12 protein-coding genes are annotated in these 16443 nt (G+C 62.9%); 8 read left to right on the top strand and 4 right to left on the bottom strand.

Annotated features, from left to right (window positions below; all coding sequences use genetic code 11):
* Positions 1-26 precede the first annotated feature (26 nt).
* Positions 27-617, bottom strand: a complete 591-nt coding sequence (gene betI, locus BPHY_RS16775) for a transcriptional regulator BetI (protein ID WP_012402637.1) — start codon at positions 615-617, stop codon at positions 27-29.
* Between the two features lie 196 nt (positions 618-813).
* Here betI and fdhA point away from each other — a divergent pair, with 196 nt between their 5' ends.
* Positions 814-2013 carry a formaldehyde dehydrogenase, glutathione-independent gene (gene fdhA, locus BPHY_RS16770; RefSeq protein ID WP_012402636.1) on the top strand — a complete coding sequence of 400 codons (1200 nt, stop codon included), beginning with the start codon at positions 814-816 and terminating at the stop codon, positions 2011-2013.
* 147 nt (positions 2014-2160) lie between these two features.
* Here fdhA and BPHY_RS16765 read toward each other — a convergent pair whose 3' ends face one another.
* The 3 genes from BPHY_RS16765 to BPHY_RS16755 all read right to left on the bottom strand — a co-directional run bounded on the left by BPHY_RS16765 (position 2161) and on the right by BPHY_RS16755 (position 7065).
* Positions 2161-2694, bottom strand: coding sequence for a hypothetical protein (locus BPHY_RS16765; RefSeq protein ID WP_244257642.1), 534 nt, complete (start codon positions 2692-2694; stop codon positions 2161-2163).
* A 113-nt stretch (positions 2695-2807) separates the two neighbouring features.
* Complete coding sequence (locus BPHY_RS16760) at positions 2808-5351, bottom strand: adenosylcobalamin-dependent ribonucleoside-diphosphate reductase (RefSeq protein ID WP_176061913.1); 2544 nt, start codon at positions 5349-5351, stop codon at positions 2808-2810.
* Between the two features lie 697 nt (positions 5352-6048).
* The gene (locus BPHY_RS16755; RefSeq protein ID WP_012402633.1) at positions 6049-7065 is read right to left on the bottom strand and encodes a GlxA family transcriptional regulator; all 1017 of its coding nucleotides are present in this window, start codon (positions 7063-7065) and stop codon (positions 6049-6051) included.
* Between the two features lie 502 nt (positions 7066-7567).
* Here BPHY_RS16755 and BPHY_RS16750 point away from each other — a divergent pair.
* From BPHY_RS16750 to BPHY_RS16720, 7 genes are read left to right on the top strand one after another with little or no spacing between them, the layout of a single operon-like run.
* Entirely contained in the window at positions 7568-8842 is a 1275-nt protein-coding gene (locus BPHY_RS16750) for a serine hydroxymethyltransferase (protein ID WP_012402632.1), read from the top strand.
* A 43-nt stretch (positions 8843-8885) separates the two neighbouring features.
* Positions 8886-9857, top strand: coding sequence for a dipeptidase (locus tag BPHY_RS16745; protein ID WP_012402631.1), 972 nt, complete (start codon positions 8886-8888; stop codon positions 9855-9857).
* A gap of 33 nt (positions 9858-9890) precedes the next feature.
* Positions 9891-10424: a DUF5943 domain-containing protein gene (locus tag BPHY_RS16740; protein WP_012402630.1), complete on the top strand. Its 534-nt coding sequence runs from the start codon at positions 9891-9893 to the stop codon at positions 10422-10424.
* 53 nt (positions 10425-10477) lie between these two features.
* Complete coding sequence (locus BPHY_RS16735; RefSeq protein ID WP_012402629.1) at positions 10478-12541, top strand: NADH:flavin oxidoreductase; 2064 nt, start codon at positions 10478-10480, stop codon at positions 12539-12541.
* Between the two features lie 2 nt (positions 12542-12543).
* The gene (locus BPHY_RS16730; RefSeq protein ID WP_012402628.1) at positions 12544-14463 is read left to right on the top strand and encodes a (Fe-S)-binding protein; all 1920 of its coding nucleotides are present in this window, start codon (positions 12544-12546) and stop codon (positions 14461-14463) included.
* A gap of 3 nt (positions 14464-14466) precedes the next feature.
* Positions 14467-15645 carry an electron transfer flavoprotein subunit alpha/FixB family protein gene (locus BPHY_RS16725; protein WP_012402627.1) on the top strand — a complete coding sequence of 393 codons (1179 nt, stop codon included), beginning with the start codon at positions 14467-14469 and terminating at the stop codon, positions 15643-15645.
* Positions 15642-16421 (top strand): drug:proton antiporter, encoded by a 780-nt coding sequence (locus tag BPHY_RS16720; RefSeq protein WP_012402626.1) that lies wholly within the window; start codon positions 15642-15644, stop codon positions 16419-16421. The genes BPHY_RS16725 and BPHY_RS16720 overlap by 4 nt, the downstream gene beginning before the upstream one ends.
* The last annotated feature ends 22 nt before the right edge of the window (positions 16422-16443 follow it).

The following is a 16443-nucleotide window of genomic DNA, read 5'->3' as shown; positions in this document are numbered from 1 at the left end:
TGCGTTGCGCGGCGTTCAGGCGAGGTTCAAGCGGCGCTTTGTGCGAGCAGCAGGTCGATGTAGTCGTTGGCGAGGCGCAGCGCCGCTTTGGTGTCGAATGGATCGCCGGACAACGCGCCGCGCAGCCACAAACCGTCGATCATTGCGGCGAGGCCGCTGGCGGCGCGCCGGGCGCAAGCGCGCGGCAGTTCCTTTGCGAACTCGGCGCACAGGTTCGAATAGAGGCGCCGCGTATTGACGTGCTGCAAACGGCGCAGCGCGGGCTCGTGCATGCTCTCGGACCAGAACGCGAGCCAGGTCTTCATGACGGGGCCGCTCACCTGCGACACATCGAAATTCGCCGCGACGATCGCGCGCAAGCGCGCGCGCGGCTGTGCTTTTGCTGCGATGCGGCGGCGCGTCGTGGCGGCCCATAGATCACGCAGGATGTGCCGCATCGTCGCTTCGAGCAGACCATCCTTGTCGCCGAAATAGTGACTGACGATGCCCGTCGAAATGTTCGCGCGCTGCGCAACGGAAGCGAGCGTCGTGCCCGAGAGGCCGGACTGGTCGATGGTGAGCAAGGTGGCGTCGATCAGTTGCGCGCGACGCACTTCGCGCATTCCGACTTTGGGCATGCTGGCTCCCAGCGCCTTTGAAAGTCGTCACTCTAGTCTTTTTTTATTGAACGATCAATCAACAAAAACGGTCCCGACCGGCTTTGTCGGTTCAGGGAAAGCGCGTGTCGGTTTTTGCACATTGGCGCACGGGGCAAAAGGACTAACCTCGACTTAGCGCCTTTTTGCGCATGCAGACCAACATGGAGACGAGACGATGAGCAGCAATCGCGGTGTCGTGTATCTGGGGCAGGGCAAGGTTGAAGTACGGCCGATTGATTATCCGAAGATGGTCGATCCGCGCGGACGCGCGATCGGCCACGGCGTGATTCTTAAAGTGGTATCGACGAATATTTGCGGCTCAGACCAGCACATGGTGCGCGGCCGCACGACGGCGGAAATCGGCCTTGTTTTAGGGCACGAAATCACGGGTGAAGTGATCGAGGTGGGCCGCGACGTGGAGACGCTGAAAATCGGCGACCTGGTGTCCGTGCCGTTCAACGTCGCGTGCGGCCGCTGCCAGACCTGCAAGGAACAGCATACGGGCGTGTGCCTGAACGTGAACCCGTCGCGTGCGGGGGGCGCGTACGGTTACGTCGACATGGGCGGCTGGATCGGCGGGCAGGCCGAATACGTGCTGGTTCCGTACGCGGATTTCAATCTGCTGAAGTTTCCCGATCGCGACCGCGCGATGGAAAAGATTCGCGACCTCACGTGTCTCTCCGACATTCTGCCGACGGGCTATCACGGCGCGGTGATGGCGGGCGTGAAGCCGGGTTCGACGGTGTATATCGCGGGCGCGGGGCCCGTCGGCATGGCGGCGGCCGCATCGGCGCGCATCCTGGGTGCGGCCTGCACGATCATCGGCGACATGAACGAAGAGCGGCTTGCGCATGCGCGTGCCGTCGGCTTCGAGACGGTCAATCTGTCGAAGGACGCGACGCTCGGCGAGCAGATCGCGCAGATTCTCGGCAAGCCCGAGGTGGATTGCGCCGTCGATTGCGTCGGCTTCGAAGCGCATGGCCACGGCAGCAGCGGTGCGCGCGAGGAAGCGCCCGCCACGGTGCTCAATTCGCTGATGGACATCACGAAGCCCGCTGGCGCGATCGGCATTCCGGGTCTGTATGTGACCGACGATCCGGGCGCAGTCGATTCCGCCGCGAAGAAAGGCAGCCTGTCGATCCGCTTCGGCCTCGGCTGGGCGAAGTCGCACTCGTTCCACACGGGGCAGACGCCCGTGATGAAGTACAACCGCAATCTGATGCAGGCGATTCTGTGGGACCGCTTGCCCATCGCGGATATCGTCAACGTGACGGTGATTTCGCTGGACAGCGCGCCCGATGGCTACCGTCAGTTCGATGGCGGCGCGCCGCGCAAGTTCGTGCTGGATCCGCATGGTTTGCTGAAGGCTGCGTAATGCAAACCGGCCGGTTTGCAGTACGTGGGTAGCAGGTCGAAGTCTCCTCTGTCCTTATCATGGACGATGCTGCGTTGCCTCTCACGAGGCACGCAGCATTTTTTTATATGGCGAGGGATGTGCCGCGCTTCAGACGCTTCAGACGCTTCAGAAGTCGTGTCGAATCGAGAAGGTTGCGCCGCGCTCATGCGCGTGATTGAGGTTCAGAAGTGGATTGGCCCTGAAGCTCCAGTCATCGTTATTGCTGGCGGCAGTGGGCGGAACGCTCTGCGCGTCCGAAGGAAGGCCGAAGCCATAGCTGGGCAGCGCGGACGATTGGGCAGCCTGCGCGCCCTCAAGCGGGGCGAGGTAGGGATTACCCGGCGCGCTTCCATGGCGGAAGCGTTGTCTGCCTTGCGCGATGTTATGGCTGTCGGGCAGTCCGTACGCCACCGCACTCCATTGCATCGTGGTCTGGACGGCATAACGGCGTACATGATGAAACGGCGCATACGCAGGTGATGCAGCAACGGGGTACGAATAAAAAAGAATCAACGCCGAATCATGCCTTTGAGCGGGAGCGTGAAAGGGACGCCTCGCGAACGACATCGCGCCGTGCAGAAGCAATAACGCGCCGGCAACCCAGAGAACTGGATTGCGGCGCGCAATCAATCCGATCCTGCCAGCGATGTAGTCGATCACCCTACCGGCCACCCCCGGTCCATTGAGACCCTCACCGATTAAGGCATGAATAAAACAGTTTAGTTCGCTTTACACCTTGTGAATGATCCTGACAGGTAAAAACTGCGGGCCCATTATCCGCATGCGCCGATTTCGCCGCAGGCCGTGCAAAAGTCGCAGCCATCTTTTCGAATCACGGCATTGGCGCCGCAATGGCCGCATTTGCGGCCATGCATCGTGCGCAGTTCCTGTGCGCTGCGTGCTTCTTCGGCAGAGCCTTCTGCAATGGAAAGCGCGTTGTCCGCACTCGAAGCATTGAGATTCGCGTCGTCGCGCGGCGCGCGTGCTAGAAGTCGCGATGGCACCTGGTTGCCTTCCGCATCGAGAAAGCCGCGGCGGTGCAGGATCTGCTGAAGCGCATAGGCGAGGGCGGCCACTTCCGAATCGTGCCAGCGCGGCGAGCGGTGCCCATCCAGCCGCTGCACGTCGCCTAGCCTGACCTGTCCGCGATCCCAGGATACCTTGCGCAAGTCCTGCAGATTGCGCGCGACGAAGCCGCCTCGCGCGGCCAGCGACAGCGAGCGCATCGTCGCCGTGATCCATTGCTGCGACTCGTCGCGCTGACCGGCGGGAATGAAGAATTCGATGGGGCGTTCGATCGTCACTTCTTCGCCGCCGACGCGCCCTGTCACCTCGATGAACGACACGGCCAGATACAGCGACTTCTTGCCCGCGGCCGTCAGGTATTCGACCTTCTCGATGATCGCGGGCAACTGGCCCTTGGGCCGATGATCGATCGCGATGCGGAGCGGGTCGAGATCGACTTCGGCGAGCGCATCGTCGGCGGTAGGGGCGGCTTGTGGCGTGACGCTCAGCACGGCGCCGAGCGTTTCGTTCGGGCGATACGTTGCGAGTCCTTTCAGACCGCCTTTCCACGCGTCGAAATAAAGGTTTTCGAATGCGTCGAACGGATAGTCGGCGGGCACGTTGACGGTCTTCGAAATTGACGTGTCGATATACGGCTGCACCGCGGCCATCATGTCCAGATGGTCGCGCGCCGACATCTCGAGCGCGCTGACGAAATAATCCGGCAGATGGCCGACGTCGCCGCCCAGTTCGCGATACAGACGATACGCGTGATCTTCGACGGCAAACTGCTCGCGGCTGCCGTTCGCCATCACCTTCGTGCGTGTGTAGGTCCACGAGAACGCTGGCTCGATGCCGTTCGACGCGTTGTCGGCGAACGCGAGACTGACCGTGCCCGTCGGCGCGATGGAGAGCAGGTGGCTGTTGCGAATGCCGTGCGTGCGGATCGCTTCCTTGACGTCGTCGGGCAGACGCGATGCGAAGGTGCCGTCTTGCAGATACTGCTTGGCATTGAAGAGAGGAAACGCACCGCGTTCGCGGGCGAGTTCGACGGATGCGCGATACGCTTCATCGCGCATCAGCTTTGCGATGCGCACCGCAAAATCGCGGCCTTCCTGCGAGTTATAGCGCAGGCCCATCATCACGAGCGTGTCGCCGAGCCCGGTAAAACCGACACCGATGCGCCGCTTCGCGCGCGATTCGTCGTATTGCTGTTCGAGGGGCCAGAGCGTGACATCGAGCACATCGTCGAGAAAGCGCACTTGAGTGCGCGTGCGTTGCGCGAGTGCGTCCCAGTCGAACGATGGCTTGCCGCCGTGCCGCTGCGCGAACGGATCGAGCACGAAGCGCGTCAGGTTCAGCGGGCCGAGGTTGCAGCAGCCGTAGGGCGGCAATGGCTGTTCGCCGCACGGGTTGGTTGCGCGGATCGATTCGACGGCGCGCAGATTGTTGTCGTCATTCATCCGTGAGATGAACACGATGCCGGGCTCTGCGATGTCGTAGGTCGAGCGCATGATGCGATCGAAGATTTCTTTCGCGCGCCGTTCGCTGTAGACCCACATGCCGTCGTCACGCTGACGCACGTCGTTGGCCGCACGCAATGCGGGCGTCGGTTCCGCGCGATGCACGAGCTGCCACATCGCGTCGTTTTCGACCGCTTGCATGAATTCGTCGGTCACGGCGACGGAGACGTTGAAGTTGTTCCAGCGGCCTTTCGAATGCTTGGCGTCGATGAACTCGAGCAGATCGGGATGCGTGCAATCGAGCACCGCCATTTGCGCGCCGCGCCGCGATCCGGCGCTTTCGACGGTGCGGCACGACGCGTCGAACACGTCGATATAGCTGCAAGGGCCCGACGCCGACGAACCCGTCGTTTTCACGCGCGCGCCGCGCGGCCGGATTGCCGAGAAGTTGTAGCCGACGCCCCCGCCGCGGCGCATCGTTTCGGCTGCCTGCAGCAACGCGACATAGATACCGGGCAGGCCCTGGTCGTCGACGCCCTGGATGCTGTCGCCGACGGGTTGCACGAAGCAGTTGATCAGCGTCGCCTGGATGCCTGCGCCCGCGGCACTCATGATGCGGCCTGCACCGAGCGCGCCGTTTTGCAGGTTTTCGACGAAACGGGCTTCGATTGCTGGGCGCAATGCTTCTGGCTCGGCTAACGCGACGCCGCGTGCGACGCGGCGGTAGACGTCGTCCGCTGTGCGTTCATCGCCCTTGGCGTACTTCTCCATGAGCACATCGAGGGAGAATTGCTGCGGTGCGATGGTGGTGGAGTTGAGTTGCGACAGGTCGTTGTCGGTGTCGGCCATGAGATCTCTCATAATGAGGCGACGCTCTGGCGTCGCGAGCAGGTTTCACCTTAGCGCAGTGGGATGGTGCGCGCAAACCGTCTGCGACACGGTGGCGCGCGTCTGCTTTTTGGCTTTTCGTCGGGCATCCGCGTTTTGCGTCTGGTTTGCTGGCGTTGCCCCTGTGCGGGGCGGCACCTACTTTTCTTTGCCATTCCCGCGTCACGGACTGCGTTGCCAGGCGTTCACGGCCGCCCAGGTGGGCCTACTGTGTGTAGGCCATCGCGCCGAAAGTGCACCACGCCGGACTGAAAAGCGGGGATGGTGTCGTAGGATCGGCAACGCGTGCGGTGCGATCACCTACACACAGTTTGCCACCTGGGCGGCGCGGACGATTCGCTGCCGCTGGCGGGACTACGGGTGACTGGAGTGGGTGATGCGCCTGTTCAAGGCGCTGGCAACGCGCGCATGCTAGCGCGGTGCCGCGAGCAGGACGGGGACGTTGAGGGCCCCGTGGGTAAGAACAGGGATTGGCGGTGTGAGCGGCTTTCTTTGCTTACTTTCTTTGCCGCGGCAAAGAAAAAGTGCCGCCCCGCACAGGGGCAACGCCAGCAACCCGATGCAAAAACGCAGATGCCAGCGCAGAGGCCGAGACCGCGGGTGCCAGCGAAAAAAGCAAAAGACCAGAATGCCGACTGCGTCGCAGACCAAAAAACCATCAAGCATGCAAAGGCGAGCCAGCGAGCACGCCCATCACAGGATGCGCCAACGGTGCGACCTGCTTTCTCCGCTCCCGCGTAGGAGCGGTCCCAAACGCATCACGGTAGCTCTTGGAGAAATGGCAAGCCGACTGAAACCCGCAAGCCATCGTGATATGCATGATCGACATATCCGTCTGCAACAGTAGCTCACGCGCGCGGCGCAGCCGCAAAGTCAGATAGTAATGGGTAGGCGTCATCCCGAGATGCTCACGGAACAGGCGCTGCAGTTGGCGCTGCGACATATTGGCGAGTCGCGCGAGTTCTTCGCGTGAAAGCGGCTCTTCGATGTTGTTTTCCATCAACGCAATGACTTCGAACAACGACTTGTTGGCGGAGCCAAGCCGTGCCACCAGCGGCATGCGCTGCTGCGCGCTGGTGTCGCGCACATGTTCGACGATGAACTGCTCGGCAATCTGCGTGACACGCGGCGTGCCCACGCGCGCGGCAATCAGGTTCAGCATCATGTCAAGCGGCGCAACGCCGCCCGTGCAGGTCACACGGTCACGGTCGATCACGAACAGTTCTTTGAGGAAACGCGTGTCAGGGAACTCTTCCTTGAGCGCAGACATGTTCTCCCAGTGAATCGCGCACGCATAGCCCGCCAGCAAGCCCGACTTCGCAAGTGCATAGGTGCCCGTGCACAAACTGCCAAGCGCAACACCCGCACGCGCGAAGCGCCGCAATGTAGAGAGATGTTCGGGTGTGGTCTCGCGCTGCACGTCGATGCCGCCGCACACGAACACAATGTCTGGCGTGCCGACGCACTCGGCTGGGCCCGTGTCGACTGACAGGCCATTGCTCGCCGTGACGGAGCCGCCGCCCGGACTGATGATCGACCATCGATAGAGCGGTTGACCGCTTAGGTAGTTCGCCATGCGCAGCACTTCGATCGCATTCGTGAACGCGATCATCGTGAAGTTGGGCAGCGGCATGAACGCGAAGTGAGACAACGACGCGGTTCGATCGGGCGACATGGTTCGGGCATTCCTTCAGCTCGATGTTCTGTTTCAACCGTGTGGGGAACGGCCTTTGTTATTTTGAGAGCGAGCGCAACAAGCATGCCATACGGCTAAACCCTGGCTGGATAACGGGCTTGCGGCAGTGCACTCGCGCATACGCACCTGCGCTGTGCGCTTTACGCACTGTGGATGATCTGCCCGCGCCCCGCAACGGTGCCGCATAGATTGCGCCCGGCTGGATTGGCGCTGCAATGCACCATTTTTCGGCGCATCGATTTGCCGGCTCCGCGCCTCCGATTAGCACGAGCGATCACTTGTCCAAAACGGACCTGCATGGCGGAAAAGGCAAAGAACGCGTCTGAAATCGTAAATTGACCGCTCAGGCGAAAGACAAGAATAGAGCCATCGCTGGAGGTAGTGCAAAGCCAGTCCAGGCAAGGGATTGCGCGGAATCAAGGACGCCGGGCCACGCACTCTCTTTCGCTTTTCGTCATCCACGGTCAACTGAACGGAAGCCATGTCGAACGCCAACCCATTCTTCTCGCAGTCCCTCGCCGAGCGCGACGCAGCGGTGCGCAAGTCGGTCCTCAAGGAACTGGAACGCCAGCAGTCGCAGGTCGAACTGATTGCGTCGGAAAACATCGTGTCGCGTGCCGTGCTCGAAGCACAAGGCTCGGTACTGACAAACAAGTACGCGGAAGGCTATCCCGGCAAGCGCTATTACGGCGGCTGTGAATTCGTCGACGAAGTCGAAGCCCTTGCGATCGAACGCATCAAGAAGCTCTTCAATGCGGGCTTCGCCAACGTGCAGCCGCACTCGGGCGCACAGGCGAACGGTTCGGTGATGCTCGCGCTCGCCAAGCCGGGCGACACGATCCTCGGCATGTCGCTCGACGCGGGCGGCCACCTCACGCACGGTGCGAAGCCCGCACTCTCGGGCAAGTGGTTCAACGCTGTGCAGTACGGCGTGAACCGCGAAACGATGCGTGTCGACTATGACCAGATCGAAAAGCTCGCGCATGAGCACAAGCCGTCGATGCTCATTGCCGGCTTCTCCGCTTATCCGCGCGAACTCGACTTTGCACGCTTTCGTGCCATCGCCGACAGCGTCGGCGCGAAGCTGATGGTCGACATGGCGCATATCGCCGGCGTGATCGCGGCGGGCCGTCATGCGAATCCCGTCGAGCACGCGCATGTCGTGACGTCGACCACGCACAAGACGCTGCGTGGTCCGCGCGGCGGCTTCGTGCTGACCAACGACGAAGAGGTCGCGAAGAAGATCAACTCGGCCGTATTCCCCGGCCTGCAAGGCGGTCCGCTCATGCACGTGATCGCGGGCAAGGCGGTTGCTTTCGGCGAAGCGCTCGAAGACAGCTTCAAGACCTATATCGACAACGTGCTGGCCAATGCGCAAGCGCTGGGCGAAGTGCTGAAGGAAGGCGGTGTCGATCTCGTGACGGGCGGCACCGACAACCATCTGCTGCTCGTCGATCTGCGCCCGAAGGGGCTGAAGGGCACACAGGTCGAGCAGGCGCTCGAACGGGCGGGCATTACCTGCAACAAGAACGGCATCCCGTTCGATACGGAAAAGCCGACGGTGACGTCGGGCATTCGTCTCGGCACGCCGGCGGGCACGACGCGCGGCTTCGGCGTCGCCGAGTTCCGCGATGTCGGCCGGATGATTCTCGAGGTGTTCGACGCGCTGCGCTCGCATCCCGACGGCGATGCCGCCACCGAGCAGCGCGTGCGCCGCGAGATCTTCGCGCTGTGCGAACGCTTCCCAATTTACTGAGCCGCCCGAACGGTCCGTCAAAACCAAAGCTACGGAGTCCACCATGAGCAACCTGCACGACAGCAGCATCATCATCGACGGTCTGAACATTTCGAAGTTCGAGCGCTCGGTGTTCGAGGATATGAGAAAGGGCGGCGTCACCGCGGTTAACTGCACGGTCTCCGTGTGGGAAGACTTCCAGAAGACAATCGACAACATCGCGGAGATGAAGCAGCAGATCCGCGAACACAGCGAGATTCTGACGCTCGTGCGCACGACGGACGACATCCTGCGCGCGAAGAAAGAGAACAAGACGGGCATCATCTTCGGCTTCCAGAATTCGTACGCGTTCGAAGACAACCTCGGCTATATCGAAGTGTTCAAGGAACTGGGCGTGAACGTGGTGCAGCTTTGCTACAACACGCAGAACCTCGTCGGCACGGGTTGCTATGAAGCGGACGGCGGCCTGTCGGGCTACGGCCGCGAAGTGATTCAGGAGATGAACCGCGTCGGCATTCTGGTCGATCTCTCGCACGTCGGCGCCAAGACCTCGTCCGATGCGATCGCCTGCTCGAAAAAGCCGGTCACGTACTCGCATTGCTGCCCGTCGGGTCTCAAGGATCATCCGCGCAACAAGACGGATGAGCAGCTGAGAGAAATCGCCGACGCCAACGGCTTCGTCGGCGTGACGATGTTCTCGCCGTTCCTGAAGAAAGGCCCGGATGCGACCGTCGACGACTACCTCGAAGCCATCGAATACGTGATCGACGTGATCGGCGAAGACAAGGTCGGTATCGGCACGGACTTCACGCAAGGCTACAGCACGGAGTTCTTCGACTGGATCACGCACGACAAGGGCCGCTATCGCCGTCTGACGAACTTCGGCAAGGTCGTGAATCCCGAAGGCATCCGCACGATCGGCGAATTCCCGAACCTGACGGCCGCGATGGAGCGGGCGGGCTGGGGCGAGTCGCGCATCAAGAAGGTGATGGGCGAAAACTGGATGCGCTTCTTCGGCGAAGTCTGGAACGTCTAACTCAATCCATAGATACAGAACAGGAACCCCGCGATGCAACCGCAACTCCCCATCGATGTCGACCCGAACACGGGCGTCTGGACCACCGACGCGCTGCCCATGCTGTACGTGCCGCGCCATTTCTTCACGAACAATCACACGGCCGTCGAAGAAGCGCTCGGCCTCGAAGCGTACGCGGAGATTCTCTACAAGGCCGGCTACAAGTCCGCGTATCACTGGTGCGACAAGGAAGCGAAGCAGCACGGCCTCAGCGGCATGGCCGTGTTCGAGCATTACCTGAACCGTCTTTCGCAGCGCGGCTGGGGTCTCTTCAAGATCGTCGAAGCCGATCCGTCGACGGCGCGCGCAAAGATCCAGTTGCAGCACTCGTCGTTCGTGCTCGCGCAGCCGGGCAAGGAAGGCAAGCTGTGCTACATGTTCGCCGGCTGGTTTGCGGGCGCGATGGACTGGGTGAACGATACGACTGACGGCGGCAAGAGCGCGCCGCGCGCGCAGTCGAAAGAAGTGCAGTGCGCAGCCGAGCATCACGACCACTGTGTATTCGAAGTGTCGCCGATCGCTCACTGACACACCGCTCATCACATAGAGCCTGAACTGAACACCGCCCGAGGTCGCCTGCAATGCGTTACCCCAATCTGTTCAAACCTTTGACCCTCAACCAGCTGACGCTGCGCAACCGTATCGTCAGCACCGCGCATGCAGAGGTGTATGCCGAACCGGGCGGCTTGCCCGGCGACCGCTATATCCGCTATTACGAGGAAAAGGCCAAGGGTGGTGTCGGCCTCGCCGTGTGCGGCGGGTCGAGCCCGGTATCGATCGACAGCCCTCAGGGCTGGTGGAAGTCCGTGAACCTGTCGACGGACAAGATCATCGATCCGCTGTCGCGTCTCGCCGAAGCGATGCATCGGCACGGCGCGAAGATCATGATTCAGGCGACGCATATGGGCCGCCGTTCCGCGTTTCATGGCGAGCACTGGCCGCATCTGATGACGCCGTCCGGCGTGCGCGAGCCCGTGCACCGCGGCAACGCGAAGATCATTGAAGTGGAAGAAATCCGCCGCATCATCGGCGACTTCGCGGCGGCTGCGAAGCGCGTGAAAGATGCGGGCATGGATGGCATCGAAATTTCGGCTGCGCACCAGCATCTGATCGATCAGTTCTGGAGCCCGCGCACGAACTTCCGGACCGACGAATGGGGCGGCTCGCTGCAGAACCGTCTGCGCTTCGGCGTCGAAGTGTTGCAAGCGGTGCGCGAAGCCGTCGGCAAGGACTTTTGCGTAGGCCTGCGCATGTGCGGCGACGAGTTCCATGAAGATGGCCTCGATCACACGCAATTGAAGGAAATCGCGCAGGCGATGGCGGAAACGGGCCTGATCGACTACATCGGCGTGATCGGTTCCGGCGCGGACACGCACAACACGCTCGCCAACTGCATGCCGCCGATGGCGCTGCCGCCCGAGCCCTTCGTGCATCTCGCGGCGGGCATCAAGTCGGTCGTGAAGCTGCCGATCATGCACGCACAAAGCATTCGCGATGCAGGGCAAGCCGAACGTCTGCTCGCCAACGGCATGGTCGACCTGGTCGGCATGACGCGCGCGCAGATTGCCGATCCGCACATGGTCATCAAGATTCGCGACGGCCGCGAAGACGAAATCAAGCAGTGCGTCGGCGCGAACTACTGTATCGACCGCCAGTACAACGGCCTCGATGTGCTGTGCGTGCAGAACGCCGCCACGTCGCGTGAAGCGACGATGCCGCACGTGATCGAAAAGACGCGCGGACCGCGCCGCAAGGTGGTCGTGGTCGGCGCGGGTCCGGCGGGACTGGAAGCGGCGCGCGTCGCGCGCTCGCGCGGCCACGATGTCGTGCTGTTCGAAAAGGGCGATGCCGTGGGCGGCCAGATCATGCTGGCCGCGAAGGCGCCGCAACGCGAGCAGATGGCGGGCATCGTGCGCTGGTTCGATATGGAAACGAAGCGCCTCGGCGTCGATCGCCGCATGGGCGTCGAAGCCGACGAGAAAATGATTCTCGCCGAGAAGCCGGACATCATCGTGCTCGCGACGGGCGGTTCAGCCTTCACCCAACAGGTGCCCGCATGGGGCGTCGCGGAAGGGCTGGCCGTGAGTTCATGGGACATCCTGTCGGGCAAGGTCGAGCCGGGCCAGAACGTGCTGGTCTATGACGGCGTCAGCACGCATGCAGGCGCGGGCGTTGCAGACTTCATTTCAAGCCGTGGCTCGAAGGTCGAAATCGTCACGCCGGACGTGAAGGTGGCCGACGACGTCGGCGGCACCACGTTTCCGATCTTCTATCGCCGTCTGTACGCGCAAGGCGTGATCCACACGCCGAACTACTGGCTCGACCGCGTGTATGAGGAAGACGGCAAGAAGATCGCCGTGATCCGCAACGAGTACACGGAAGAACGGGAAGAGCGCGCTGTCGATCAGGTCGTGATCGAAAACGGCAGCACGCCGAACGACGGTCTGTACTGGAAGCTGAAGAACGAGTCGGTGAATCGCGGTCAGGTCGACGTGCACAAGCTCTTTGCCTCCGAGCCGCAGCCGTCGCTTTCCGAAGAACTCGGCAATGGCCGCTTCTTGCTGTTCCGTGTCGGCGATTGCATTTCGATGCACAACATTCACGGCGCGATCTACGACGCGCTGCGTCTTTGCAAGGATTTCTGACGATGAGCCCGGCGTTTCTCATCACCGCGTTGTTGTGGGTATCCGTCGCCGGCCTTGCGTTCGCGGTCGCAAAACGGGCGGCTTACTGGCGTCTCGGACGGGCAACGGCAGCCGGCGCATTCGGCTGGACCAATCTGCTGACCATCCCGAAGCGCTATTTCGTCGATCTGCATCATGTCGTGGCGCGCGATCCGTACATCGCGAAGACGCACGTTGCCACCGCAGGCGGCGCGATTGCCGCCTTCGCGCTGGTCTTCATCAACTACGGTCTGGCGATCTATTCGCCATGGCTCGACCGGCTGATCTTTCTGGCCGCGTTGATCATGCTGGTGGGCGCCGTGTTCGTGTGGCGCCGCCGTCATGCGAAGGATGTGCCCGCACGTCTGTCGCGCGGTCCGTGGAATACGCTGCCCTGGCTGCTCGGCTCGTTCGCGCTCGGTCTGCTGCTGTACACGCTGTTGCCCGCATCGGCGATGTCGGGTGGCCTCGCGATCCTCTTCGCGGTGCTGATCGGCGTCGGCGCTTTCACGATGACGTTCGGCGCGGCGCGCGGCGGTCCGATGAAGCACGCGCTGGCCGGTCTGCTGCATCTGGCGTTCCATCCGCGTCAGGAGCGTTTCGCGGCACAAGGCGACGTGCGCAAGGAGCAGGCCATTCCGCCGACGGCGCTCAAGGCGCCCGTGCTCGAGCAGAATGAATATGGCGTCGGCAAGCCCGTCGAGTTTCGCTGGAATCAACTACTGAGCTTCGATGCATGCGTGCAATGCGGCAAGTGCGAGGCAGCGTGCCCCGCGTTTGCGGCAGGCCAGCCGCTGAATCCGAAGAAGCTGATTCAGGACCTCGTGACGGGCATGGTCGGCGGCAACGACGCAGCGTATGCGGGCAGTCCGACGCCCGGCATCAAGGTCGGCCAGCATGGCGGCGAGCCGCAGCGACCGATCATCTCCAGCCTGATCGAAGCCGATACCGTGTGGTCGTGCACGACGTGCCGCGCCTGCGTGCATGAATGCCCGATGCTGATCGAACATGTGGACGCCATCGTCGACATGCGCCGCAACCAGACGCTCGTGCACGGCACGGTGCCGGGCAAGGGTCCTGAAGTGCTCGCGAATCTGCGCGAGACAGGCACTATGGGCGGCTACGATAAGGCCGCGCGTTACGACTGGTCGGTCGATCTCAGCTCGCCTGTCGCGCAACCGGGTCAGGCTGTCGACGTATTGCTCGTCGCTGGTGAAGGTGCGTTCGATATGCGCTATCAACGCACGCTGCGCTCGCTCGTCAAGGTGTTGAACAAGGCAGGCGTCAAATACGCGGTGCTCGGCTCGCAGGAAACGGATACGGGCGATGTCGCGCGCCGTCTCGGTGACGAAGCCACTTTCCAGCGTATGGCGAAGCAGATGATGGGCACGTTGTCCGCGCTGAATTTCAAGCGCATCGTCACCGCCGATCCGCACGTGATGCACAGCCTGCGCAACGAATACCGCGCGCTCGGCGGCCGCTACGAAGTGCTGCATCACACGACGTTCCTCGCGGAACTGGTCGCGAGCGGCAAGCTGTCGCCGAAAGCGGTGGCCGCGTTCAACGACAAGAAGATCACGTATCACGATCCTTGCTACCTCGGCCGCTACAACGGCGAAACGGAAGCGCCGCGCCAGTTGCTGAAGACGATCGGCATCAAGGTCGTCGAGATGGAGCGGCACGGCAAGCGCGGACGGTGCTGTGGCGGTGGCGGCGGTGCGCCGCTAACGGATATCCCTGGCAAGCAGCGCATTCCCGATATCCGCATCAACGACGCACGCTCGATCGGCGCGGACGTGGTCGCGGTGGGTTGCCCGAACTGCACGGCGATGCTCGAAGGCGTGGTCGGTCCACGGCCCGAGGTGCTCGATGTGGCCGAACTCGTTGCCGCAGCGCTGGAGTGAACGATGAATACGACCATCAAACGTATCGATCCGCGCCGCCCGTTCGTCATTACGGCGGCAGGACTGAAGCGCATCACGCTGGGCGCGGAACACGTGGCGGGCGCGTCGTACGACCACGCGTTGCAGGCGGGCGCGCACGGCCATGCTGCCGCTAAAACGCTGCGCACGACGCAGGCGCCGCAGCGCACACTGCTCGTGGTCGCGCACAGCGACCGTGGCGCGCTCGACGATCACACGCGTCAGGCGCTGGCCGCCGCCGCGCTGATCGCGGACGCGACGACGCAAGTTGCGCTGCTGGTGCTCGGCGAACTGAAGGATGACGCCGCCGCGCTCGGCGCCGACAAGGTGATCGAACTGCCATCGTTCGACCGGCGCACGTTCGCACCGGAACGCGAAGTGCAGGCCGTCGCGGCCTGTGTCGCGCAACTCGCGCCCGCGCACATTTTCATGCCGGACAACGCGACGGGCGACGGCGATCTCGGCCGCCGTTACGCCGCGCTCGCGGGCGCCAGCATCGCCACACACGTCGTGCAGATCGACGGGAAGGGGGTATCGACGTATGCGCAGGCGAAGAAGGCCTACGCAACGCGCGCGCTGCCCGACGTGATTCTGCTGGCGGCGGGTGCAGTCGACACACGGTTGCCGTTCGTCGGCGCAGGCGAGCGGCTCGATGTCCCCGCCCTCGCGCAGACGGCCGATGCATCGACGGGCGGATACCGCGATCTCGGCATCGAGGAAATCGACGCGGCCCAGGTTGCGCTGGAAGAAGCCGATTTCATCGTATCGGCCGGCAACGGCGTGACGGATGTCGCAGCGTTCGAAAAACTCGCGAGCACGTTCGGTGCGGCGATTGGCGCGAGCCGGGTGGCCGTCGACAACGGCATGTTCACGCGCGACAAGCAGATCGGCGCAACGGGTAAGACCGTCGAAGCGAGCGTCTATATCGCGTTCGGCATTTCGGGCGCCGTTCAGCATTTGCAGGGCATCAAGGATTGCCGTCATGTGATCGCGGTCAACCTGGACGGCAGTGCGCCCATCGTCAAGCGTGCCAATCTGACGATCATCGGCGACACGCAGGCGACCATCGCTTCGCTGATCGACGAGATCGATCGCGCGCGTTCCGGACGCGGCGGTGCTGCTGCACCGGTTGCCAACCGGATCGTCGAAGGAGTCGCAGCATGAACGGCAAGCTCGAAAAAATCGCAGTGCTCGTGTCGGTTGGCAAGCATCCCGTCAGCGGCGTAGCGCGTTATAGCCGCAACGATGCCGCCGCGCTCGAGATCGGGCGTCAATTGTCGACCCAGCACGCGGCGCGTCTGGACGTGCTGCATGCGGGCGATCCGGGTAATCCCGCACTCGAAGACTATCTCGCACTGGGCGCGGAACACGTCGAAGTGCTGACCTGCGGCGTCAATGACGATGCCGTGACGCTGCTTGCGGCGCGGCTCAAAGGGTACGACCTGGTGCTGACGGGCACCTGCGCGGAAGGCGCGTTCGACAGCGGCATGCTGCCGTACCGCCTCGCCGATGCGCTGTCCGTACCGCTCGCGGGAACGGCCGTCGACGTGACGGTGGCTGGTGGTCGGGCGACGGTGCGGCAATTCTTGCCGAAAGGCGTGCGCCGTCGCGTCGAGGTCGCGCTGCCCGCCGTGGTCGCCGTGCATCCGCTGGCCGGCGTGACGCCGCGCTATGCGTACGCGCGGCTGCGCGCAGGCTCGATCCGGCCGCAGCACACCGAGGCAGTCGCCGACGCGGAAGCCGCGCAATGGCAGGTTGCGCCCGTCACGCGCAAACCGGTGCGGCTCGCGGCGGCTGAGAAGCGTTCGGGCCATGCCCGCATGCTGTCCGCGACGACCACGGAGAGCCGCGGCGGCAGCGTCGTAAATGAAGGGACTTCGGTCGAAAAAGCACAAGTGATACTCGCCTATTTGCGCGAGCATCAACTCATCGATTACTGATTTGCGCCGCACCCACACGGCC

Origin of the sequence: Paraburkholderia phymatum STM815 (assembly GCF_000020045.1) — a bacterium.
Classification (GTDB): Bacteria; Pseudomonadota; Gammaproteobacteria; order Burkholderiales; family Burkholderiaceae; genus Paraburkholderia; species Paraburkholderia phymatum.
Note: the sequence above shows the minus strand (reverse complement) of the source record. Positions and strands in the feature narration are given on the sequence as shown.